Raw genomic sequence first — 23,350 nt, forward strand, 5'->3', positions numbered from 1 at the left:
ACTGCCGTTCTGTTTCGGCAGTCCCCATTTTGCGCTTTACCCCTATCCTACCCCTGTCTGGTTTTTCTGCTCTCCCCGGACAGGCTGCTCACTAAAAGCGGCAATCAGCGCCATCGCCGGTACATTTTGCGGCCGGGCGCTCATCGAAGCACCCCCGTCATGCTTTCTCCGGGGCATCGATAAACAGCTCACCCTCAGCGTACAGCACGGCTTTCCCCGCCAGTTTTACCCGGTCACCCTGTTTTTTACAGTAAAGCGTCCCGCCGCGTCTGGACGCCTGTCTTGCAGTCAGGGTATCGTTTTTCATCTTTTCCGCCCAAAGCGGGATGATATGGCAGTGTCCGGAGCCGCAGACCGCATCTTCGGGCACTCCCATTTTCGGCGCAAATGTACGGCTGACGCAGTCGTATGTACTTCCTTTTGCGGTGATGTGAAGGAGCAGCCCGTCCAGCATCCGGACTTTTTCCTGATCCGGCCGGGCGGCATAAACCTGTTCCTCTGTTTCAAGGACGCAGACAAGATCCCGGCCCATCCATGCTTCCGTCGGGCGTACGCCGATGGCCGCTTCCATCTCGTCTGTGACTTCCGTTTGCGTCAGCGAATAGGCCGGGAAATCCATCTCCAAGAGCTCGCCGTTTTTGATAACCTCCAGCTTCCCGCTTTTCGTCCGGAAGGAAATGCTCGCGGCCTCCGGTTCATAAAAGCGGAATAAAATATAAGCCGTCGCCAGCGTGGCGTGGCCGCAGAGGTCGATCTCCCCGCCCGGCGTGAACCAGCGCAGGTGATAGCCGTCCTGTTCCTTTACGGTAAACGCCGTCTCTGACAGGTTGTTTTCCCCTGCAATCTCCTGCATAAGTGTGTCTGGAATCCACTGGTTCAGGACGCAGACCGCGGCCGGGTTCCCTTCAAAAACCTTTTCTGCAAACGCATCAGCAACATAATATTTCATGTTCGATTCCTCCCTGTTTGTTTTCTTGCCAGCCGTTGCATACATCGACCCATTCTGACGCGCCGGAATACTGTTCCAGCTCCGCAAGGCTGACCCATAAGGTTGCCATATCTATTCCTGCGGCCGTGTGAACCTTTATAAACCGTTTTAAGGAGACGTCCAGATAGATGGGGACGCCTTCCCTGATGGCAAAAGGGCATACGCCGCCCGGCTTATGTCCGATCAGGCGTTCCACCTCCTCCCGCGGTACCATGGACGGCTTCTGGCGGAATTTTGCCTTAAATTTGGAGCTGTTCACCTTCGCATCTCCTGCCATGACCACCATGACAGGCTTTCCGTCCACGAGAAAAGACAGGGTTTTTGCGATTTCCGCAGGCGCACAGCCAATGACCTGTGCCGCATGTTCCACCGTGTCGCCGGTCGAATCATGTTCCGTAATGCGTTCCGGCAGGCCGATGGATTCAAAATATTGTTTTACTCTTTCATAAGACAAAACAGATTCCTTCCTTTCATAATGGATTGACTGCATTGTAGCGCAGATATTATAATAAGTAAAACGAATATTTCTAATGCAAGTATTAGAAAGGATGATTTGTCATATGAACCGATACATGGCCTTGCAGAAAATTGTGGAGCTGGGCAGCTTTACAAAGGCGGCCGATGCCCTGGGATACACGCAGTCTTCCATCAGCCAGATGATTTCCTCTTTGGAAAACGAGCTTGCCATGAAGCTCCTCACACGTTCCCGGTCAGGCGTCAGGCTGACGATTGAGGGCGCTAAGCTGTATCCGTTTATCGAGCGCAGCATCATCAGCTACCGCGCCATGCAGGAAAAAGCCAATGAAATTAGAGGGCTGGAAACCGGCATCATCCGTGTCGGCACGATTTCGAGCATCACCTGCCACTGGATGCCCGCGCTGATTAAGGGGTTTCAGGAAATCTATCCGCAGGTGGAATTTCTCTTTCACCAGGGGGATTACACGACGATTCCCGAATGGATCCGAACCGGAGCCGTTGATTTTGGCTTCATTTCGCCTGCCGCCGCCCCTGACTTAAAAACCATTCCCGTAAAAACCGGGGAGATGCTGGCGGTTCTGCCGCTGGCGCATCCCTTTGCCGGCTGTGACAGCATACCGCTAAAAGAGCTTACAAAGGATCCTTTTATCCTTCTGGAAGAAGGGCATTTCAGCGAGCCATTAAACGCCTTCCATGAAGCGGGGCTGGCACCGGACATCAAATACACCATTCATGATGACTATGCCATCATGACGATGGTGGAGGCCGGGCTGGGCGTCAGCATCCTAGCGGAACTCATGCTCAGGCGTACCAGCTTCCACATCGCCTGCCTGCCCATTGATCCGCCCATTTTCCGCACCCTAGCCATCGGCTATAAGGATCAGGACAGCATCCCGATTGCAAGCAAGTATTTTATTGAGTATCTGACGGAAAACCGGGACATGCTGCCGTGATGGGATGGATATGGCAAAGAGTCCCGGAAGCCGCAATGGCCGCCGGGACTCTTCTTGTGTTATTTTATGAACATGGCATCCCCAAAGCTGAAGAAGCGGTACCGCTCCTTCACTGCCTCCGCGTAGGCATTCAGGATGTGCTCGCGGCCGGCTAACGCTGACACTAGCATCACCAGCGTGGACTCCGGAAGATGGAAATTCGTAATCAGGCAGTCCAGGATCTTGAAACGGTAGCCGGGATAGATGAAAATATCCGTCCAGCCGCTTCCCGCCTTTAAGATCCCATCGTCCCCTGCCGCCGATTCCAGCGTCCGGCAGCTTGTCGTCCCCACGCAGATCACGCGGCCGCCGTTTTTCTTCGCCGCATTGATCTTTTCTGCTTCCGACTCCTCCACCACATAAAACTCCGAATGCATGTGGTGTTCCTCCAGCGTGTCCACCTTCACGGGGCGGAAGGTGCCGAGGCCCACATGGAGCGTGACATGGGCGATGGTGACTCCCATGTCTTCGATCTGTTTTAAAAGCTCCTTTGTGAAATGCAGGCCGGCCGTCGGTGCGGCTGCGGAGCCGTCATGTTTGGCATAAACAGTCTGGTAGCGGTTTTTATCCTTTAGCTGGTGGGTAATATAGGGCGGCAGCGGCATCTGGCCAAGCCTGTCCAGGATTTCCTCAAAAATTCCATCGTAATCGAAGCGGATCAGGCGGTTCCCCTCTTCCACCACGTCGATGACCGTCCCTTTTAAGAGGCCGTCCCCGAAGGACACTTCCGCTCCCACCTTCATCTTTTTCCCCGGCTTCACAAGGGTTTCCCACACCTGATCGGACTTCCGCTTCAAAAGCAGCACTTCAATTTTTGCGTCTGTTCCGACTTTCTGGCCGATCAGCCGGGCCGGTATCACCTTTGTATCGTTGATGACGAGGCAGTCTCCCTTTTTCAGATAGCCAAGGATATCGCGGAAATGCCTGTGCTCCATCTCCCCCGTCGTTTTATCCAGCACGAGAAGCCGGGAGGCAGCCCTGTCCTCCAGCGGATCCTGTGCAATCAGCTCCTCCGGGAGCTCAAAGTAAAAATCTTTTACATCCATAACAATTCTCCTGTTTTCCTCATGACGGCTCTGAAGAAATCTCTTCTTCTGCGGCTTCGCTGCCGTCAGCCGCCGGCCCAGACATGGCAAGCTCGTAAAGCTTCGTCAGGCTCTCATCCTCCGCCAGCGCGTCCAGAAATTCCTTCTGCACCTGGGCGGCCAGCGCCATGGCTGAGTCCAGCATGGCGGCCTGTTCCATGTACTGCTTTACGGCCTCGTCCGTTCCTTCTTCGTATATTTTATAAATCCCGTCTTCGTCCTTCTTTACATAGGCAGCCGACATGCTGGGCGCCGGTACTTCGGACTGGTAGAATTTCATTTTATAGGCCACGTAGACCACGTAGGAATCCGGCTCCTGACCTGGAATCCCGTAGCAGGCGATATCCCGGTAGTCTTCGATGTATTTCATCGACCACAGAAGCCGCTGGGACTCTGCCTCATAGTCGGAGGCTTCCTCTCCGTAAAAATAACTGTCGGCAAGGCGGGCGTCTCCCGAAAGCTTCGCCTTAAAATAACCCTCAAACAGCGCGGGGATTTCCGGCGGAAGATCTCTTGTAAATTCCATCCCTTCCGGCGTTCCATCCGTTTCCGGCTCCGGCTCTTCCGACAAGGTAATATTCGCGCTCTCCGGCTCCGTTCCTGCCGTCGGCAGGATTTCTTCTGCGGCAGGCGCTGTCTGGGTGTTTTCCCGCCCGGAGAGCTGCCGCACTGCCATGATCCCTGCAATGATAGCAGCCGGTACCAGGATAAAGAAAAGGATTGCCAGACGGCGGGGATCCGCTTTTTTCCGGCGCTCCTTGGAAGGTTCGCTGTTCACGGCGGCCTCCCTCCCTTCCATATATACGTTCCATGCTGGCCTTTGCCCTGCTCATTGTACCAGAATAAATTTTAAAAAGCAAGAAAGAAACACTTGCCAGAATACATAAAATGTTGTATTATATTAGAGATGCATCTGTAGCTCAGTGGATAGAGCAGTGGCCTCCGGAGCCGCGTGCGTAGGTTCGATTCCTATCAGATGCATTTTTTTATTTGCCTGATTTTATGGGGCTTCGTGCAAAAAACCGGTTTCTAATGTCCTCAGGGGCCTCTACCTTGACAATGTAATATACTTACCTGGGGAGCCGGGGGACGTGCTCTCACCCGTTCCGAGACCTTACGGAAGGCGGTGATTATTATGAGTACATATGAAGAACTGAGCCTCATCGTGAGCGTCGCTCTACTGATTGTAGCCATTCTGACATACACACATAAGAAATAGCCGTCCTGCTCTCGTCAAAGTTTAGGAACGGCTATTTCATAGCTTAGTATTAGCTTTCGCCGGGTCGGGTGAAGTGCGCTCACCTTCCGGCTCCCTTGTTAAGTACATTATATGTCAAATCAAATTATTTGTCAAATATGAAAAACCGTCTCCCACGCCACCAGAAGCCATCTTCCCCCATTTCCTACCGAATAAAATGCGTCCGAACCGGCTCCTCCTTCTCCGGCAGTCCATAAGCTTCCTTTCCGAGGGCAATGCTCTTCATCAAAAACGTCATATTCCTCGCCAGCGTCCGCATGGTCTGAAGTCCCTCGCCGTCCTCCGCAGCCTCGCCGGGATTGCGGCCGTGGATGCTGTTCCAATACTGGCTGGAGGCCACCGGCATCCCGCTGATGGTAAAGAATTTGTTGAGTTCATCAAACGTAGAGGACAGGCCGCCGCGTCTCGCACAGACAACGCTGGCGCCGACCTTCATGGTCTTATCAAAATGCGTGCTGTAAAACAGCCTGGTGAGGAACGCCACCAGCGTAGCATTAGCCGACGCATAGTACACAGGACTTGCCGCCACAAGGCCGTCGCAGGCTTCAAATTTCGGCGCCGTCTCATTTACCAGATCCTGGAACACACATTTCCCCGTCTTAAAGCAAGAGCCGCACGCGATGCAGCCGCGGATATCCTGGTTCCCGACCCGTATGATCTCCGTCTCCACGCCTTCCGCCTCAAACACCTTCACCATCTCTTTCAGGGCAATGGCGGTATTCCCATTTTCTCTTGGACTTCCGTTGATAATCAAAACCTTCATTATGTAAACGCCTCCCTCTGTTTTCAGAAATTTATTCCTGATCGCTGATATGGAACATGCCTTTTCCCTCCAGCTTTGCTTTATAAAGGTACCGGTCGGCCCGCTGGTACATGCTCTCAAAGCTTTCCCCATGGCCGCGCCTGCAAATTCCCATACTCACGGAAGCCATAATTTCCGGGGATCTTTGGCACATCCGTGCCCTGAATTCCTCCTGGATCATAGATGCCTTCCGTTTCACAACCTTCAGATCCGTAAGCCCTATATAATAGATCAGGAACTCGTCGCCGCCCATTCTTGCCACCACGTCCTGACTCCTTGCATTCTCTTTTAAAAGCTCCGCCAGGCGGATGAGCACCTCATCACCGGCCCTGTGTCCGTATGTATCGTTCACCTTCTTAAAATTGTCGATGTCAATAAAAAACAGGATTCCTTCTTCACCGCGGATCATGGACAGCTCGATCTGGTGGATGGCTTCCCTTCGGTTTAAAATTCCTGTCAGCGGATCCAGCCCTGCCTCTTTCTTCAGCCTGCTCTGCATCATCATGTTGTTGGAGATATCTGTCATGACACTGATGAATGCCGACCGCCCCTCGTCGGTGATGATCTTCTTCCCCTGGTCGTAAACCCAGAGGATTTTCCCGCTTTTTGTGATGAGCCGGTACTGGATCGTATATGTCCCGGCCTTTTCCACCGAGTCCATGATCGTCTTCTCCACCATCTCCCGGTCCTCCGGGTGGATCATGCGGATCAGCCTTTCCCCGTACGTTTCTGCCAGCTCCTCATAGGTGTACTCCAGGGCCTTCAGCATGGTATCGTTGACGACATAGAGGGGAAAGCCAGGTTCCAGGTACCCTCCTATGATCCCGCCGGGGATGATGCCCGTCAGAACATTGATCAGCTCGCGGCTTTCCTGAGGACTCAGGCTGCTTTTCGCATTCCGGCTGAATTTTAACGGGAAAAACTCCTCTTCTCCCTGAATGCTCGTGGAGGTGGAGAGATGCATTTCCGCAATTTTCCAGCGGCCGTCTTCCCGGATCATTGAGGCTGTCAGCCGCGTATCCATCTCCACGTCGATGCCGTCTTTTTCAGGCATCCGGATCTTCATATGCGCGAACGCACATGCCGCAGCATCTCCGTGCTCCTTCACACAGTATTCTTCCATCGCATAATCCATCTGCGCCGGCTGCTGCTTAAACTCCCGTGTCAGAAGCTCGAGAAGCCCTTCTTTCCCGAAGGCAATCTCCCTCACCCCTGTCCCCACGGTGATGACAGACTCCGAAACACAGTCTAATGCTTTCTCCAAATTCCTCTCTCTCAGATAAGCACAGAAAAACCGGTTTAGAAGTTCCCAGATTTCATTGGTACAGACGTTTTTCGTCATCTTCATCACCTCCATTTATTCAGCTTGAAGTCTGCAAGTCCACGTTCCAGTCCATCCTCCTCTGCCAAAAGAACCTGCATGCTTAAAAGGCCTCACTGCCTTTTTGTTTTCCGCGCTTCTTCCCCGTATTCTCTCCTAGGCCTGATAAATCTTTCGGATTTCCTTTTCCTTTTCACAGAACAGGTCAAGGAGCAGCGGGTTAAAGATGCCGCACTTCCCGTCGCGGATCATCTGTACGGCCTCATCGAAGCCATATGCGTCTTTATAAACCCGTTTGCTTACCAGTGCATCATACACATCAGCCAGGGACACAATCTGGGCCCAGACAGAAATTTCGTCTCCCTTTAAGCCGTCCGGATATCCCTTTCCGTCCCACCGCTCATGATGGTGGCGCGCAATGTCGTAGGCGTACTGGTACGCCGCGCTCTTCCGAAGCTGCGGGATTTTTTCCAGCATCTGACAGCCGTAAACCGTATGCTGCTTCATGATCTCAAACTCCTCCGGCGTCAGACGTCCCGGTTTATTTAAAATTGCATCAGGAATTGCAATTTTTCCAATATCATGCATGATTGATGCCATTGCAATCTGGATAATTTCTTCCTCACTCAAGCCGTCTCCCAGCTTCGTCTCACGGAGCAGAAAACCTGTGATATCATGGATCCGCTTTACATGTTCTCCCGACTCGCCGCTTCGGAACTCAATGGCCGTGGACAGAGCCTCGATCATGCCTTTGTTCAGCTCAATAATTTCGTCTGCCTGGCGCAGAAGCTCTTCCTGCTGCTTCTGTACCTTGTCGTCCAGCCGTGCCCGGCCGCGGTACAGTTCGACCACGGAATCGACCCGCCGCTTTACAATATACGGCATGATCGGCTTGCTGATGACATCCATGACGCCCATGTCGTATGCCCGCCGGATGACGTTGCTGTCGGCCTCGGCCGTAATTAAAAACACAGGAATTTGTTCTGAAACAGGATTCGTCATAAACTGTTCCAGGAATTTCATCCCGTCCATCACCGGCATGACAACATCCAAAAGAACCATGCAGATGCTGTCCTCATCTTCCCTGAGCTTCTTAAGCCCTTCGGCGCCGTTTTCCGCCTCCACGACCTGATACTCGTCCTCAAAAATCATTTTCAAAAGCACCCGGTTCATCTCCGTATCGTCGATGATCAGTACCTTGTTTCTCTCCCTGGAGCCGCTGCCAAAAATTATGCTGTCACTCATATGCTCTCTTCCCTTTCCTCGGAACATTCCCGCATTCCGCTTCCGGTTCCCGTCCTTAAGCTCTCCAAAAACCGTCGGTTTCATGCGTGAAATGTCTGTCTTTTGAATGATGCACTTGGGATTTACACAGCATAATATAAAATATATGAAGTGTAAACGGCGGCGGAAATTCTTTATTGTCATTATTTTATCATTTTGCAGCTCTTTTTTCAAGGTGTTTGCATGCATGAGAACCGTATAAATTGCATGGCGGCAGGCAGGCGGCCCTGCGGGATTTTCTTCTGTCTCCGGCCGGACAAAACCATTGAAAAAGCAGGGGCAGGATGTTAAAATGGAACTGCACACAAATACTTGAGGTTACATGACATAATTTATATTATGTCATCTCCCCATTTTCCTGTTGCATTTTCCACCCAGTTCCGCTACAATAAGATTATCTTTTTCATTTCTTTTTACGATTCTAAACCACATTTCTCATTTCAGGAGGTATCTCTATGGATTACACATCATTCTGCAATGCGCTGACACTGTCTCTTTCTTCTTATCTTGCCCCGGAAACAAATGTACATCTTCAGAAAATCCAAAAAAATAACGGAATTCTCATGGACGCGCTCTGCTTTTTAAAAGAAGGCGCCGGCTGTTCCCCTATGGTCTATCCCGATACGTTTTACAGGGAGTACCTCTCCGGCCGCACCATGGAGGACATCTGTCTTGACATTCTGGCAGCCATAAAAAAAGAGCCGCCTTTTTCCGACGGCTTCCTTGATGCACTCCACGATTTCAGCACTGTCCGCGGCCGAATCGCCTTCCGGCTCATTTCCCGGGACGCCAACAGCGGGCTGTTAAACGATATCCCATGGGTTCCTTTTCTGGATCTCGCCATGGTCTTTTATCTCCTGCTTGGAAGTACCGCCTCGGCCCAGACTACGGCCCTGATCCATAATGAACAGCTCTCCTTCTGGAACCTGACATCCGCCGGACTCTACGCCCTTGCCGTCGCCAACACACCGGCTTTATTCCCTGCGTCCATTTTCAGCCTCGAAGAACTTCTGTCCGGCCAGCTCCCCTCACTTCCCCGGCAGGAAACCGCCGCACCTGCTCATCTGCCCGCAGAAGACGGCAGCTCCCCGGGAATCTATGTCCTCACCAATTCCGTCGGGATCCACGGAGCCGCATGCCTGGCATACAGCGACGTATTAAAAAACTTCGCAGACGCCGCCGGCACGGATCTCATCATCCTGCCGTCCAGCATCCACGAAGTCTTAATGATCCCGGACACCCATGTTTACCGCTATGGAGAAATCCGGGAAATGATTCAAAAAGTTAATACGGAGGACGTCCCGGCCGAAGACCGGCTGTCCGACGAGCTCTATCTCTATCTCAGGGAGAAGAGGCAGCTTACTGTCTGGCGCCATGACGCGACTCCGAATACACCTGAACCAGACGGAAAATCGAATCCATGATGAAGATGGCCATGGCGATGGCGCCGGCAATCTGGAGCGTCTCAATCAGGTAGTGATTGGAGAGCGCAAAATCATTCTGGATCAGGTAATGGACAAACCGGTACATGGCGGCTCCAGGCACCGACGGCAGGATCCCGGAAATCAGGAACACGGTCACAGGCGCCCGCTTAATCCGCGCCATCATATGACTTAACAGCGCGATCATGAGTGTCGACAAAAACGCCGCCATCATGGCCGAATTCGTGTCGGCCTGGATCACCATGTACACGTACCAGCCGACGGCTCCGATTCCGGCGGAATAATGGGCATACTTTTTCGGCACGTCCAAAAGGGCCGAAAACATGTAAACGGCAAAAAATGCACCTACGATCTGAGCTGTCATGCGGCACCTCCCCAGATTGTCATAAACAGGACGATTCCGCAGCCGACTCCGGCCGCCACGGCAAGCGCCACGACGATGGCTTCTAACATCCTGGCCGCCCCGGCTCCATAGTCGCCGTTTAAGGTATCACGGATTGCGTTTGTAAAAATCACGCCGGGCACAAGCGGCATGATGGAGCTGATAATCATGACGTCAGCATTTGCCGCCGGAATCACAAACCGCTGGAGCACCATGGCGGAAAATGCGACGACAAAGGAGTGGAAGGCGCTGACACAGAAATCGTTGATCTTGACTTTCTGCATCATCCAGGTGGACAGCACCAGAAAGATACCGACCAGCCCTGCCGCAAAAAAGTCGATGAGGCCGCCTCCGAAAAGCGGCGTAAAAAACGCTGCCACGCCGACCGTTCCGATGGCCTTCTGAAGCTGGCTGTAAGGCACATCCGTCTCCACCAGTTTTAACTCCTCGTATGCCTCCTCGATGTTGATTTTCCCGGCGCAGAACCGCCTGGATATATCATTGACGCGGTAAATCTTGTTGATGTTCGTGCTCCTGTCCGGCACCCGCTTAATTAGAGTCACCGGCTCCCGCATCGGATCGTTCAGGGTCAGGAAAATTCCTGTCGCAAAAACGATTGTCTCAATGGTTTTGTAGCCGGACTTCTGGAGCATGTGCTGCATGGTGTCTTCCACGCGGTACACCTCTGCCCCGCTTACCAGCATGATCCTTCCTGCCAGAAGCACGGCATCCAGCAGAACTTTTTCGTCCATATTCGTTTCCTCACTCTGTTGCTGATGTTGTCACTGCTGCTGTCATGCCTGCATTCCCGGTGAGGAACGGCATTAAAGAAGGCTTCCGACCTGGAAGACCAGCACCGCCGCCGCCCATGCAAGCACTAATTGGAATAATACCATACCTATCGTCCATTTTAAAGAGTGAGTTTCTCTTTTTATGGTGGCAATCGTTGCTATGCACGGCGTATAGAGCAGGCAGAAAATCATGAGTGCGTAGGCATTTGCCGGGCCGAAGCCGGAAGCGGATAACACTCCCGTAAGTTCTGCCATGCCGGCGGCCGAATTGATGTTGCTGATCCCGTAAAGGACGGAAAAGCTGGATACCACAACCTCCTTGGCGGAAATTCCGGAAATCAGGGCCACGGCGATCTGCCAGCTTCCCAGGCCGGCCGGCTTTAACACCGGCACAAGAAGATGTCCGAATTTCGCGGCAAAGCTTTCCGAAACCTCGGTCACAAATCCGGACGGCCCGCTGTTTAAGACGAACCACAAAACGATGGAGGCGAGGAAAATCGTCGTTCCCGCCTTCGTCAGGTAATCCTTGACCTTGTCCCAGACATAAATGGCAACGGTGCGGAGATTCGGCATTTTGTACTCGGGAAGCTCGATTAAGAGTGCGTTCTCTGACGTGCCCTTCCATGTCTTATGTACCACGAGCGATACGAGAATCGCCATTAAAACACCGATCAGGTACAGGGAATAGGCCACAAGGAGCGCCGAGTCCGGGAAGAACAGCTCGGCAAACAGCACATAAATCGGGAGTCTGGCTGAACAGGACATGAACGGCGTCACGAGAATGGTACGCAGCCTGTCCTTATGGCTTTCTAACGCCCTGGTTGCCATGACGGCCGGAACCGTACAGCCGAAGCCTAAAAGCATCGGGAGGAATGCCTTTCCGGAGAGCCCCACCATGCTCATAGTCTCGTTCATCACGTAGGCCACACGCGCCATGTAGCCGCTGTCCTCCAAAAAGGCCAGCGCCAGAAACAGGATGAAAATATTCGGAAGGAAGGTTAAGATTCCTCCGACGCCTGCGATGATGCCGTCCACAATCAGGGACACGAGCCACGGCGATACGCCGGCACTCTGCAAAAATTCCAGGGCGCCGCCGGAAAACAGCTCAAGCCCCTGCTCAAAATAGCCCTTTAAAAAGTCTCCGACGGTGAAGGTCAGGAAAAACACAAGCGCCATAATCCCGAAAAAGACCGGGATCCCCAGAACCGGGTGCGTCAGAAGCTTATCTGCCTTATCCGTCATGGCCGATTTTTCTTCCTTATGGAACAGGCATTCCCGGATGACCTCTTCCACATAATCATACTTTTCGTTGATAATCTCTTTTTCGTAGCTTTGGGAGACAATGCCGGAAAGGTCGACGGGGTGGTCGCTCATGACCTCCTTGTCTTTTTCCAGCATCTTAATGGCATGCCAGCGCAGGTTCGTAAGCTCCGGGTATGTCTCCCGCAGAAGAGACTCGGTGCGCTGGATCTTGTCTTCCATCTCCCTGTCGTAGCGGACGACGATGCCCTGGGGCTCTTCTTCGTAATGATGGACGACGGCATGCATCAGCACGTCCAGTCCGGTGCGCTTTCTGGCCGATACCGGGACGGCCGGGATATGGCCCAGCATCTCCGGCAGACGGTGGAGGTCGATTTCCATGCCCCGCTCCTCGACGATGTCCATCATGTTAAGGGCCAGGATCACCGGCTTTTTCAGTTCCAGAAGCTGAAGCGTCAGATAAAGGTTCCGTTCGAGAGACGAGGCGTCCACCACGTTGATGATGACGTCCACGCCGTCCTCCTCGATGCACCGCCTTGTGACAAGCTCCTCGATGGTGTATGAGGTCAGGCTGTAAATTCCCGGCGTGTCCACCACATGAATCCGCCTTCCTTTATATACGGTTTCGCCTTCGACCCGCTCCACCGTAACGCCGGGCCAGTTTGCCACCTTTAACTTGGAGCCTGTGAACGCATTGAACAGCGTTGTTTTCCCGCAGTTTGGGTTTCCCACAAAGCAGACGGTAATCGGTTTGTTTTCGTCCCTGTTATCCATGGTTTTCCGCCTCCTTTACAAGAATTCCCTCTGCGATTTTCCTTCCCAGGGCCAGCCTGGTGCCGCGTACCTTGATAATCATCGTGCCGCTTCTCTTTTTATTGAGGACAGACACTTCCGTCCGCTCGTTGACGCCCAGCGCTTCCAGCCGTCTGGTGACTGCCTCTTCCACGTTTACGGAACAGACCTCATAGGACTTTCCGATTTCACCTTCGCGCAGTTTCATGGATTTCATCCTCCGACCTTGTTTTCTATGCACAAACCGGGAGAAATGGCCTCATCAGGTCTTTCTCCCGGTATCCGCTGCATTTCCTACACGCAGGTAATTGTAGTCTTATTGATAATATTTGTCAATATCACTTTTCCGATTCCAGCTCGAATAACATCTGGCGGACTTCCTTCATCCTGTCACGCAGCCTTGCGGCCTCCTCGAAGTTCAGTTCTGCGGCTGCCTGGCGCATCTTCTTGGAAAGCTCTTTGGCAAGCTTGTCCAGCTCTCTGGCATCCATGGACTCCGGCTCTTTCTTAAAGTCTTCCTCGCTCTCTTCGGCCGCCTTGGAGATGGCGATGAGGTCACGGACGGCTTTCTTGATGGTCTGAGGCGTGATTCCATGCTCCTCATTGTATTTCTTCTGGATCTCGCGGCGGCGGTTGGTCTCGTCGATGGCCGCACGCATGGAATCCGTGATCGTATCAGCATACATGATCACATGGCCGTCTGCATTTCTGGCCGCGCGGCCAATGGTCTGGATCAGTGAGGTTTCCGACCGCAAAAATCCCTCTTTGTCTGCATCCAGGATGGCAACAAGGGTAATTTCCGGTATGTCCAGTCCCTCTCTTAATAGGTTGATTCCCACCAGCACGTCAAAGACGTCAAGGCGCATGTCGCGGATGATCTCCGCCCGCTCCAGCGTGTCGATGTCCGAGTGGAGATATTTGACCCGGATGCCCGCCTCCCGCATGTAGTCGGTCAGATCCTCTGCCATCCGCTTCGTCAGCGTCGTAATCAGGATCTTGTTGTGCTTTTCCACTTCCTTATTTACTTCGCCGATCAGATCGTCGATCTGGCCCTCCACGGGGCGCACGGAGATTTCCGGATCCAGAAGGCCCGTGGGACGGATGATCTGTTCCACCCGCATCAGTTCATGGTCGGCTTCATAGACCGAAGGCGTTGCCGAGACAAACATCATCTGGCTGATGTGGCTTTCAAATTCCTCAAAGCTTAAGGGCCGGTTGTCCAGAGCCGACGGAAGGCGGAAGCCATAGTCCACCAGCGTCTTCTTTCTGGAGCGGTCGCCGAAGAACATACCTCGCACCTGCGGCAGCGTGATGTGGGACTCGTCCACGATGATTAAAAAGTCCTCCGGGAAATAGTCTAAAAGCGTACACGGCGGCTCACCGGGCGCCATACCGGTCAGGTGCCTGGAATAGTTTTCGATTCCTGAGCAGAAGCCGGTCTCCCGCATCATCTCCACGTCGAAATTTGTCCGCTCCGAGATCCTCTGTGCCTCCAGAAGCTTGTCCTCGCTCTTAAAATAGGCCACCCGCTCCTTTAGCTCTGCCAGGATGTTTTCCGTGGCCTGCATCATTTTTTCCTTCGGCACAACGTAATGGGAAGCCGGGAAAATCGCCACATGGCCGAGCTGCGCCTTGATTTCACCGGTCAGCGTGTCGATCTCCGTGATCCGGTCCACCTCGTCGCCGAAAAATTCCACCCGGTACGCCTCGCTTCCCGAATACGCCGGGAAAATCTCCAGCACGTCGCCGCGGACGCGGAAGCTTCCGCGCTTAAAATCCATGTCGTTCCGCGTGTACTGGATATCGATCAGCTTATGGATCACCTCGTCTCTGTCCTTTACCATTCCGGGACGCAGGGAAATCACCATCTCCTTGTAGTCGATAGGGCTTCCGAGTCCGTAGATGCAGGAAACGGACGCCACGATAATCACGTCGCTGCGCTCCGAAAGGGCGGCTGTGGCGGAATGGCGCAGCTTGTCGATTTCGTCGTTGATGGCCGAGTCCTTTTCGATGTAGGTGTCGGTGGATGGGACGTAGGCTTCGGGTTGGTAGTAGTCGTAGTAGGAGACAAAGTATTCTACTGCGTTATTGGGGAAGAACTCCTTGAACTCGCTGTAAAGCTGGGCTGCGAGAGTTTTGTTGTGGGCAATGATTAACGTCGGCTTATTTAATGCCTGGATGACATTCGCCATGGTGAACGTCTTGCCAGAGCCGGTGACACCCAGTAAAGTCTGGAATTGATTGCCTTCCTTGAAGCCGGCCACCAGGGCGTCGATAGCCTGGGGCTGGTCGCCAGTAGGGGCGTATTCAGAATGGAGTTGGAAGATTTTTTGTTCACTTTGCATAAAAAGCACCTCCAAAATCTATAAGAAAAAAGACGTCTATTCGCCGCAAATTCGTCGTGGAACACAGTTTTTTCGTCGTGGCGTTGACCCGAATGAGCATAAAACAGGCCCACGACGAATGTTGTTCACAATTTGCTCTTTTTGCTGCTTGGCACACCTCTGTAATTCTATACGGGCAGAACAGGAACAAATGGCCTGAACAACCATTTACAGATTGCTTTCTAGTATATCACAAACCGTTTGAAATGTATAGGAGAAAGCAAACATTTGTTCTTTTCCTTGAGGGGCATGGCATTTCTCACTTTCCACGCCACATATTGCCATAAAGAAAGGTCATGCTGTTGCCGTTTTTCATTTTTCTGACAACTGATATAATCCTGGAACAGAATAGCACTCTCCCTGTTTCCGTTTTATCATCCTAACAGGCCATGGAGGATATGCCCGCCCGAGAAATCTGAAGTTATCTTTCTACATAAAGCACCATCTTACAATATCCTCAATCAGTTTTGATGGCAGGCTTCGATCATAAGGAAAATAAATGGCATTCTTCTTCGTGGTAAATTCCTTTAGCTCTGAGGCAAATTCCTCAATAGCTTCACAGCCAACATAAAGGCTAACATGGTTTTTGCAGGCAGAAAAAGAAACGGATTTCCCTTCTTTGGTATATGTTGGCATACTCCACGATATATGTTCATTTACACATGGAATATTGTCTCGTATTACAGCCGCTATTTCGGCCAGATGGGAATGCGATTCCAAAGGCTGTGATTCTATATATTCCAATACTGTTTTGGGCGCCGCACCGCAATAATGTCCCTGGTTTGTTCTCTTAAATTCTCTCCCACATTTAGGGCATATCCACATATCGTATTTTCTCCTCAGATTTTACTTAAGCTCGAGAAGGTGCGCCTGCCCGATAAATCGGCGCTGTGTCTTCCCAATCTTCACTCAATATTTTTAACATGCGTTCTTAAATAATCAAAATATTTTTTCCCATCGTCATTGCCGTCTTCGTCCGGTTCAAATATTTCCCTTCCCTCAAACATATAGGCTCTCAGCAAATATTCTACGGCGTTTTTTTCATCTCCAATTTCCAGACAGCATTCCCCCAGCCGAAGCATGATAAACGGATTTCCATACCCCGCACCGCTCAAATTTCCTCTTGCTCTGTCAAAACAGTCATGTGCTTTTTCATACTGTCCCTGTTGGAAATAAATATCGCCGATGGCAGCTAAAAACCATATGGATTCACTGTAAAATTGCTGCGGCCCCGGTATCAGGTTCAGAGCTTCGTTCCATGTCTGTATCGCTTCCTCATAGAGTGCTGCCCCTTCAAGCTCATTGCCTTTTTCCGCCAATTCATCCAGCTTTGCTCTTATTTCCGGAGTCAGCTCATCAAATTCTTCTTCCTCTCCTGCCTTTGAAAACAGTCCCATAAGATACCTCCATAAATTTTATTTTGCGGTCTCCCTATTCTGCGGGAGCCAGGCTTTGAATCCATCTCTCCATGACTGCCCGGCGCAGGCTTGCCGGAGACATGGCCAGCCGATAAATGGGAAAGTCTATGAACTTTAATTTTCTTTACCTAAGTTTTTAATGATTGCCAACGCAATCTTTCCGGCCAAATCTCTATCTGCTGTGTCCTGCGGTGATTTTCCATAGATAGCAAAACGGTATTCTTCATATATCCAATCTATCAGAAACATATCCCCTTCTTTATTTACTTTCATATATGGAAAAATATATTCTTCATCCGCAGTTACTGCTGTCCATTCAATCTTGGTTGAATCTACGAATTCTTCATCTGGCAGAGAGAGTTCCTTCCCTTTGCTTGCGGAAAAGGTACACAATCCGACATTTTCCAATTCAAATTCAATTTTTAATTCATCCTCCTGGGAAGTTATCACTTCGATATTGGATGTAATTTTCATATTATCCAACACTTCTCTGGGGTTTCCAAATCCATCTGCATTTACCACTTCTGACTCGCTATTACCAATACTATTCTCTGTTTCATATGCTGCGACTGTCTCTTCAAATGATTCTTCTGTTTTCTGCATTTGGCTTTCATTTAGACTGCTTTCAGAACACGCGCTTAATATGAAACCTGCGGCTATAAATACGGTTATTATTTTTATTTTCACTAAAATACCTCCTTTATAACTTCCGTTTTATCATCCTGTTTCCCTCATTATTCTGCAAGTTCTCTGGGCTTTGGAGACTTCGGCCGTGTGTGCGCGCAGACCTCGGAGAATGTGTCTGACCGGCAAATAAGGCGTTGTGTTATTGGACAAACAGTGACTTTATGCCCCCGCCGGAACACCGCTTCTGATATAAAAACAAGAAGCCCGGTTTCCCGGACTTTTCCGCAGGTCATCCCGGCCTCCCGCCCATCTCAGGACGGAACGCCGGGAATCTGTTTTCTTTTACCAGATGGATGGCTTTAAATCCTTCGGAAGCGGATTCGGGTACTCTTCCCCGTCCAGTTCTTCCTTCCAGTCGGCTTTGGCCTTTTCCACGAGGGACGGATCCTCTAAAAGCTGTACGCCGACGCAGGCCATGATTTTAGCTGCTGCCAGCATGCCTTTATGGGCAGCGGAGGCCTTTCCCTGGGCAACGGCCTGCCAGGAATGAAGCGCCGTTCCTGCTGCATAGCAGTTTGTGTAGACCTGTCCCGTGGGAACCACCCAGCTCACATCGCCGACATCGGTGGAGCCGCCTCCGCCGTAGCTGCTGTTCTTATCGGCAATAAAGTCAAACAGCGGCATCTCAAGAAGCTCCTTCCTCTTTTCCTTTCCGCCAAGGACGGATGCCATGGTCTTTAAGCCCTCTCTGTCCAGATCGGTAATCACCTGCTGAAACTTCTTCGCGTACTCTTTTTCCTCCTCCGTATAGCCAATCGGAACAAAGTGCTCCAGATTCTCCTCCATCAGGTCGGCCAGCGTGTCGTTGTTGATGACATTGGAATACGCAGCCACCTGCTTAATCTCCACGGTCGTCCCGGTAATCAGGGCCGCACCTTTGGCGATGTCGCACATCCGCTCGTAAAGCTTCTTCACCTGCGTCACCTTCGGCGCACGGATGGCATAAAGAATCTGAGCCTCCGACGGGATGACGTTGGGCGCGATGCCGCCGGAATTGGTAATGGCGCCATGGACCCTCGCCTCGTCGATCATGTGCTCACGCATGTAGTTGACGCCGATATCCATGATTTCAACGGCATCTAACGCAGAGCGCCCCAGCTCCGGAGCAGCGGCCGCATGGGCAGAAATCCCCCGGAAGGTGAAGAAAACACGGAAATTGGCGAGGTGATGATTTCCCTTCATGACCTTATTTAACGTATATGGGTGCCATGTCACGGCAATATCGCAGTCCTTAAAATATCCGTCGCGGACAAGATACGCCTTTCCTCCGGCATTTTCCTCGGCCGGGCAGCCGTAATACCGGACGGTGCCGGAAAGGTTATGAGCCTCCATATACGACTTTAAAGCATCTGCCGCTGCCACAGATGCAGTGCCCAAAAGATGATGGCCGCAGCCATGGCCGTTTTCCTTTCCAGGAATCGGGCGGCGCTCCGTCTCGTCTGCCTCCTGCTGAAGGCTGGAAAGCGCGTCAAACTCCCCGAGGAAGGCGATGACAGGCTTTCCCTGGCCTGCCTCTGCGATAAATGCCGTCTCCTCGCCGGCCAGATCCGCCTTCACAGAAAAGCCCCTGGACTTTAAATACTCCTGCTGGAGCGCAGAAGACTGATATTCCTGGAATCTCGGCTCCGCGTACCCCCAGATTGTATCGCTCATCTTCGTGTACTCGCCTTTTTTCTCCTCGATCAGCGCCTCAATCTCACTTCTGAAATCATTTCCCATTTTTGCTTACCCCTTTCTTTATCAGGCGCACAGTGCGCCCGTGTTTATTCGTGATGCTTTCCCGTCACCGTTTCCGTGACAATCCGCCACACCTGAATGTTCCGGCATGCCTCCGCCGGGAAATCTTCCGGATGAAACGTCTTTTTCCCCGGCCCGCCGATGTGGTTCATGAGAACTGCCAGCGCCTCACCGGCCTTTTCCGGTTCCACAAACTCCGCGCGCCCGCTTCCGCAGACACTCACAAAACCGGCGCTGGATTTACATGGCGGATCCTCAAAGAACCGGAGTTCATATCCGCCGTAAACCGTATAGGAGACATTGGGATTTTCCCGGATCCTGTCGAGCTTCGTCCCCTCCGCCGCACCATGGAAATAGAGAACCAGCTTCCCGTCCTCCATTCTTGCCCCATAATTTAATGGGATCAGGTACGGGCACGGCTCGTCCTGAAATGCCACGCAGCAGACGTTCTCTTTCTTTATCACTTCCAGGATTTCTTCCATATTCTGCATTTCCCTGTCTTTTCTCCGCATGGTACGCCTCCTCTCTTTCTATTTTATAATGGAAACCGAATCGCTTAACACCTCATAATTGGAAATCGGATTGTCGGTGCAGGTCACGGTTTTCAGATTCCTAAGCCCTAAAAGCGGGGTAAGATCCGTCACATAATTATCAGAAAAATCAATCTCGGAAAGCGCCGGAAGAGACGATGCAAAATTCAGATCTGTGAGCTCGTTCTCGCAGATACTGAGCTTCTGAAGCGCCGTAAACTTCCCTAAAAAGCCAAGGTTCTCCACCAGGCTCACATCGTCCCAGTCCACATAGTAAATGCCGCCCCCGCCGCTCACCTGGACATTTTCGTAAAGCTTCATGTGATCCATAGAAAGCTCCGTGAGGCTGGTGTTTTCGGCAATCTTGTCAAAATTGATCTCGCATTCCATATTGCTGATATTCAGGGTTTTCAGCGTGGGCATGTTGAAAATCCCGGAAATGTCCTCGTATGTACCCATCCCGCCAAGATCCAGGTTTTCCAGGGCCGGAAGGCCGGCAATAAAGCTGTAATCCTTTTCCGTAGGGGTAAAGGCCGTGCATTTTAATGTCTTTAAGTTCGTGAGGCCTGAAAAATCCCCGCTGTCATTTAAGCCGCAGCCGTCCAGAACCAGCTCCTCCAGGCTGCCCATATTCCTTAAAAAGCCGGTCTGATCGAAACCAGAAAGATACAGGGATGTAAGGCCTGTCAGCCCACCAAGATCCGGCTCCGGGCAGCCGTATGGAAGATCGGCCTCCAGAGATTTCAGGTTCGTAAGCCCGCCGATGGCCGACATGTCCTTCAGTTCATCACAGTTTATAACGGAGAGGGACTCCAGCTCCGGCCTTCCGCTCAAGGGTTCCAGCGTCAGGAAGGTGCCGTTTTCCAGCTTCAGCTCTTTCAACGCGGTCATGCCGGACAGAAAGCCGATGTCGCGCAGCCCCTTGGAGCTGACGCTCAGGCTCTCCAGGCCAGGAAGCATGCCGAAGACCGAAAAATCCGCAGAGCCGTCATACATGTCAAACGTCAGCTCTTTTAAGCCGGACATCCGGACAAGCTCTTTTTCCTCCGTAATCTCCGAGGCATCAATGGAAAGCCGTTCCAGGTTCGGGAAACTGCCGGCTCCCTGAAGGCTGAAGCTGCTGCCGGAGACAGAAAGCTCCGCAAGCTCCTCCGGCGCCTCAAGAAGGGCGGAAACCTCATCAAAGCTCTCAAAATGCCCGCCCAGGCTCTTAAGCTTCAGGCCGGCCACGTCCTCTGCACTCAGAGATTGGCTGGTGGAAAGCTTCACAAGCCCCTGGAAGGCAGGAAGGGACTCTAAATCAATTCCATGGTATGCATCCCGCGGAAACCGCACCCAGGTAAGCTCTGCATCCTCCGACTCGAGAGGATCCTCAAAGCTGTATCCGATCCCATAATAATCTATGGCCGCCTTTGTCTCCATCCATTTAATTTCCTTAAGGCGGCTCTCCGGAATATCATCAACGGGCATTTCAAAAACTTCCTCGCAAAACGCCGCCAGCATTCCCTCGGGCAAACGCTGTTCCGCCACGGCCTCCGCTACGGCCTCTGCGCTCGCCTCTGCTGACACTTCCGGCTCCTTCGTCCCGATTTTGTCTAAAAGCGGAGTGGATGTCAAAAGCACCAGGCCGACAACGCACAGTGCCGCAGCAGGGATCCAGCCCTTATTTATGCTTGTTTGCTGTTCCTCTTGAGTCTTCGGAACACGGTACTCCATTCTCGGAACCTCCTGCCGCGGGCTGTTCTGTCCGGCCGGAATATTTGTCCCGAGATGGGCAACATTGTTTTTCCATTCAATCACATACTCCGCCCGGCAGTATTCACAAACAGCACGGTTCGGGTTATTTTCATCCATCTTTAACGTCCCGTTGCAGGCGGAACATCGAAGCTCAGTAATCTGCATAAAAACTCCTTAAAATTTATGCCGGAAGCGGCTGCGCTTTGCCGCGGCAGCCTCCGGCGGAATCTAGCGCCCGGATTTCCGCGGTGGGCGCGGAAACCGGTATGCGCAGGTATAATGCCCGCTATGCGGTCATTATATCTTGTCCGCTCCGCGGCCATGAGCCTCCGGCGGAATCTAGCGCCCGGCTTTCCGCTGCGGGCGCGGAAACCGGCATGTGCAGGTATCATGCCCGCTATGCGGTCATTATATCACGTCCGCTCCGCGCCCATGAGCCTCCGGCGGAACTTAGCGCCCGGATTTCCGCGGTGAACGCGGAAATCGGCATGCGCAGGTATAATGCCCGCTATGCGGTCATTATACCACACCGCGAAAGCTCAGGAAAGCAATTCTTGTACTTTCTCTACCCGATTATCAGCGCGCCGCGGTCATTGGTTTTCAGTGCCACGTCCCCGGTCATCAGGCCTCCGTCTTTTCCAAAGGCAAAAAACTCGTCCCCAATCTTGCGAATCTCATTGTAAACCATGCTTCCATCGGAGCCTAAATAGTACCAGACATCCTTCGTCTTTTTCCATGCGTCGGCCACCATATAGCCGGCGCCGTCGAACCAGTACCACTTTCCGTCGATGAGCTCCCAGGAATTCTGAGAATAGCTCCCGTCGGCATGGCGGTACCACCAGCCTCTGCCGTCCTGGATCCAGCCTGTCTTTTCCCATGTCCGCATAAAGGCCTCCGGTGTCCCGTAGAGCTTTTTAAGCTTCGATGTGGTACTGCCCCAGTCGGGCAGATAAAGATGCGGCTTGTCGACGATAGATTTCCAGTCGCCGCCCCAGCCGAGTCCAAGCTGCTTTCCGATGTCCGCCGCCTTTCCGAACATGCCCGTGCTGTCGTTATAGGCGTCATCGGAAAGCTTCCCGTCCCCGTCCACATCCATCTGGAGATAAAAGTCAAAGGCAATCCCCCACTGGTGCTGGGAACTGTAACTGCTCCCCTTCGCATTCGTGACGATGTTTCCCGGCTTTGTCCGCCCCTGCTCATAGAGGGCGTCCTGCTCTGCCACCGTGCGGAGGCATTCACCGATCCTCACGACGATGCCGACCTGCTCGCACTGTTTCATCCACCGCGCAGCCAGCTCCTGAAGAACCGGATGGCACATGGTAATGTCTCTCATATCCTGCATCTCCTGTCCTGTTTTTTCTATTTTATGAGACAGGAGTCCCGTCCGTTCCAAGCGCGCCTGCTGTGAAAAAGGCTGCCGTCCGGCATGAATCATTGTTCAGCCTCATGGCAGCCTTTCCCCTATAAAATTCCCAAATGCCTCAGGCACTCAAAAGCTGCCCATAAAAGCACCAGCGCCGAAATTCCCCACAGCGCCTTCATGCCGCCTTTCTGCCGTTTGTCCGCCTTCCTCACCGCCTGGCCAGCTTCCGTGTTTTTCTTTCTCAGCTCACTGTCTTCCGGCAGCTTCGCAAGCAGCCTGTTTTCAAAACGCAGGATCTCGTTCAGGTATGGCTGCTTCATCGTCATCGCACTCATTCCCGTCAGGGTGTCCTCTTTCATTCTCCCGTCACGGATCCATGCCTCCATGTGCAGGACGCCGTTTTCATAGACGGATTTGAAAAAATAGATCCGTTTATAAAACTCCTGTTCAGCCGGCATCCCGAACGGCGTGTAGTCCGCGCAGAAACAGTCTTCCCCGTTCCAGTTGGTCGGATAAAGCCCTGCTTGTGCGATAAACTTTTGCACCTCTTCCTCCACTTCCTCTGCCGGAAGCTGGAGCTCGATGTCCTTTGTGTATCTTGCCATGCCTTTTCCCCCTGA

The 23,350-nt window shown here is 52.2% G+C and carries 22 protein-coding genes and 1 tRNA gene; 3 read left to right on the forward strand and 20 right to left on the reverse strand.

Annotated features, from left to right (window positions below):
• Window positions 1-157 precede the first annotated feature (157 nt).
• Window positions 158-949 carry a PhzF family phenazine biosynthesis protein gene (locus KE531_02875; protein ID MBR9952572.1) on the reverse strand — a complete coding sequence of 264 codons (792 nt, stop codon included), beginning with the start codon at window positions 947-949 and terminating at the stop codon, window positions 158-160.
• Complete coding sequence (locus KE531_02880) at window positions 930-1,442, reverse strand: YbaK/EbsC family protein (protein ID MBR9952573.1); 513 nt, start codon at window positions 1,440-1,442, stop codon at window positions 930-932. Before KE531_02880 ends, KE531_02875 begins: the two co-directional genes overlap by 20 nt.
• A 106-nt stretch (window positions 1,443-1,548) precedes the next feature.
• Between KE531_02880 and KE531_02885 the strand changes: the two genes are divergently transcribed.
• Window positions 1,549-2,418: a LysR family transcriptional regulator gene (locus KE531_02885; protein ID MBR9952574.1), complete on the forward strand. Its 870-nt coding sequence runs from the start codon at window positions 1,549-1,551 to the stop codon at window positions 2,416-2,418.
• 59 nt (window positions 2,419-2,477) lie between these two features.
• Here KE531_02885 and queA read toward each other — a convergent pair whose 3' ends face one another.
• Both queA and KE531_02895 read right to left on the reverse strand, forming a co-directional pair.
• The gene (gene queA / locus KE531_02890) at window positions 2,478-3,503 is read right to left on the reverse strand and encodes a tRNA preQ1(34) S-adenosylmethionine ribosyltransferase-isomerase QueA (GenBank protein ID MBR9952575.1); all 1,026 of its coding nucleotides are present in this window, start codon (window positions 3,501-3,503) and stop codon (window positions 2,478-2,480) included.
• Window positions 3,504-3,522: 19 nt separating this feature from the next.
• Complete coding sequence (locus KE531_02895; GenBank protein MBR9952576.1) at window positions 3,523-4,320, reverse strand: hypothetical protein; 798 nt, start codon at window positions 4,318-4,320, stop codon at window positions 3,523-3,525.
• Window positions 4,321-4,451: 131 nt separating this feature from the next.
• Between KE531_02895 and KE531_02900 the strand changes: the two genes are divergently transcribed.
• Window positions 4,452-4,523: transfer RNA gene (locus KE531_02900), tRNA-Arg, on the forward strand.
• A gap of 422 nt (window positions 4,524-4,945) precedes the next feature.
• On the opposite strand, the gene KE531_02905 is transcribed toward KE531_02900, so the two are convergent.
• The 3 genes from KE531_02905 to KE531_02915 all read right to left on the reverse strand — a co-directional run bounded on the left by KE531_02905 (window position 4,946) and on the right by KE531_02915 (window position 8,168).
• Entirely contained in the window at window positions 4,946-5,563 is a 618-nt protein-coding gene (locus KE531_02905; GenBank protein MBR9952577.1) for a flavodoxin family protein, read from the reverse strand.
• Window positions 5,564-5,594: 31 nt separating this feature from the next.
• The gene (locus KE531_02910; GenBank protein MBR9952578.1) at window positions 5,595-6,944 is read right to left on the reverse strand and encodes a diguanylate cyclase; all 1,350 of its coding nucleotides are present in this window, start codon (window positions 6,942-6,944) and stop codon (window positions 5,595-5,597) included.
• A gap of 135 nt (window positions 6,945-7,079) precedes the next feature.
• Window positions 7,080-8,168, reverse strand: coding sequence for a response regulator (locus KE531_02915; GenBank protein MBR9952579.1), 1,089 nt, complete (start codon window positions 8,166-8,168; stop codon window positions 7,080-7,082).
• A gap of 494 nt (window positions 8,169-8,662) precedes the next feature.
• Between KE531_02915 and KE531_02920 the strand changes: the two genes are divergently transcribed.
• Window positions 8,663-9,631: a hypothetical protein gene (locus tag KE531_02920; protein MBR9952580.1), complete on the forward strand. Its 969-nt coding sequence runs from the start codon at window positions 8,663-8,665 to the stop codon at window positions 9,629-9,631.
• Here the strand turns inward: KE531_02920 and KE531_02925 are convergent.
• The 13 genes from KE531_02925 to KE531_02985 all read right to left on the reverse strand — a co-directional run bounded on the left by KE531_02925 (window position 9,567) and on the right by KE531_02985 (window position 23,335).
• Window positions 9,567-10,013, reverse strand: a complete 447-nt coding sequence (locus KE531_02925) for a threonine/serine exporter family protein (GenBank protein MBR9952581.1) — start codon at window positions 10,011-10,013, stop codon at window positions 9,567-9,569. The genes KE531_02920 and KE531_02925 overlap by 65 nt on opposite strands.
• Window positions 10,010-10,783, reverse strand: coding sequence for a threonine/serine exporter family protein (locus KE531_02930; protein MBR9952582.1), 774 nt, complete (start codon window positions 10,781-10,783; stop codon window positions 10,010-10,012). The genes KE531_02925 and KE531_02930 overlap by 4 nt, the downstream gene beginning before the upstream one ends.
• A 72-nt stretch (window positions 10,784-10,855) precedes the next feature.
• Complete coding sequence (feoB, locus tag KE531_02935) at window positions 10,856-12,856, reverse strand: ferrous iron transport protein B (protein ID MBR9952583.1); 2,001 nt, start codon at window positions 12,854-12,856, stop codon at window positions 10,856-10,858.
• Complete coding sequence (locus KE531_02940) at window positions 12,849-13,082, reverse strand: ferrous iron transport protein A (GenBank protein ID MBR9952584.1); 234 nt, start codon at window positions 13,080-13,082, stop codon at window positions 12,849-12,851. The genes feoB and KE531_02940 overlap by 8 nt, the downstream gene beginning before the upstream one ends.
• 130 nt (window positions 13,083-13,212) lie before the next feature.
• Window positions 13,213-15,219, reverse strand: a complete 2,007-nt coding sequence (uvrB, locus tag KE531_02945) for an excinuclease ABC subunit UvrB (protein MBR9952585.1) — start codon at window positions 15,217-15,219, stop codon at window positions 13,213-13,215.
• Window positions 15,220-15,687: 468 nt separating this feature from the next.
• A complete protein-coding gene (locus KE531_02950; protein ID MBR9952586.1) occupies window positions 15,688-16,083 on the reverse strand; it encodes a DUF1801 domain-containing protein in 396 nt (131 codons plus the stop codon).
• An 80-nt stretch (window positions 16,084-16,163) separates the two neighbouring features.
• On the reverse strand, window positions 16,164-16,655 hold the full coding sequence (locus tag KE531_02955; GenBank protein MBR9952587.1) for a tetratricopeptide repeat protein: 492 nt from the start codon (window positions 16,653-16,655) through the stop codon (window positions 16,164-16,166).
• A 135-nt stretch (window positions 16,656-16,790) separates the two neighbouring features.
• Complete coding sequence (locus tag KE531_02960; protein MBR9952588.1) at window positions 16,791-17,363, reverse strand: hypothetical protein; 573 nt, start codon at window positions 17,361-17,363, stop codon at window positions 16,791-16,793.
• A 282-nt stretch (window positions 17,364-17,645) separates the two neighbouring features.
• On the reverse strand, window positions 17,646-19,082 hold the full coding sequence (locus KE531_02965) for an amidohydrolase (protein MBR9952589.1): 1,437 nt from the start codon (window positions 19,080-19,082) through the stop codon (window positions 17,646-17,648).
• 44 nt (window positions 19,083-19,126) lie between these two features.
• Window positions 19,127-19,612 (reverse strand): pyridoxamine 5'-phosphate oxidase family protein, encoded by a 486-nt coding sequence (locus KE531_02970; protein MBR9952590.1) that lies wholly within the window; start codon window positions 19,610-19,612, stop codon window positions 19,127-19,129.
• 18 nt (window positions 19,613-19,630) lie between these two features.
• Window positions 19,631-21,532: a leucine-rich repeat domain-containing protein gene (locus KE531_02975; GenBank protein ID MBR9952591.1), complete on the reverse strand. Its 1,902-nt coding sequence runs from the start codon at window positions 21,530-21,532 to the stop codon at window positions 19,631-19,633.
• Window positions 21,533-21,932: 400 nt separating this feature from the next.
• Window positions 21,933-22,700 (reverse strand): M15 family metallopeptidase, encoded by a 768-nt coding sequence (locus tag KE531_02980; GenBank protein ID MBR9952592.1) that lies wholly within the window; start codon window positions 22,698-22,700, stop codon window positions 21,933-21,935.
• Between the two features lie 128 nt (window positions 22,701-22,828).
• Window positions 22,829-23,335: a hypothetical protein gene (locus KE531_02985; protein MBR9952593.1), complete on the reverse strand. Its 507-nt coding sequence runs from the start codon at window positions 23,333-23,335 to the stop codon at window positions 22,829-22,831.
• Between the last annotated feature and the right edge of the window lie 15 nt (window positions 23,336-23,350).

This window comes from Eubacteriaceae bacterium Marseille-Q4139 (genome assembly GCA_018223415.1).
Lineage (GTDB): Bacteria > Bacillota > Clostridia > Lachnospirales > Lachnospiraceae > CABSIM01.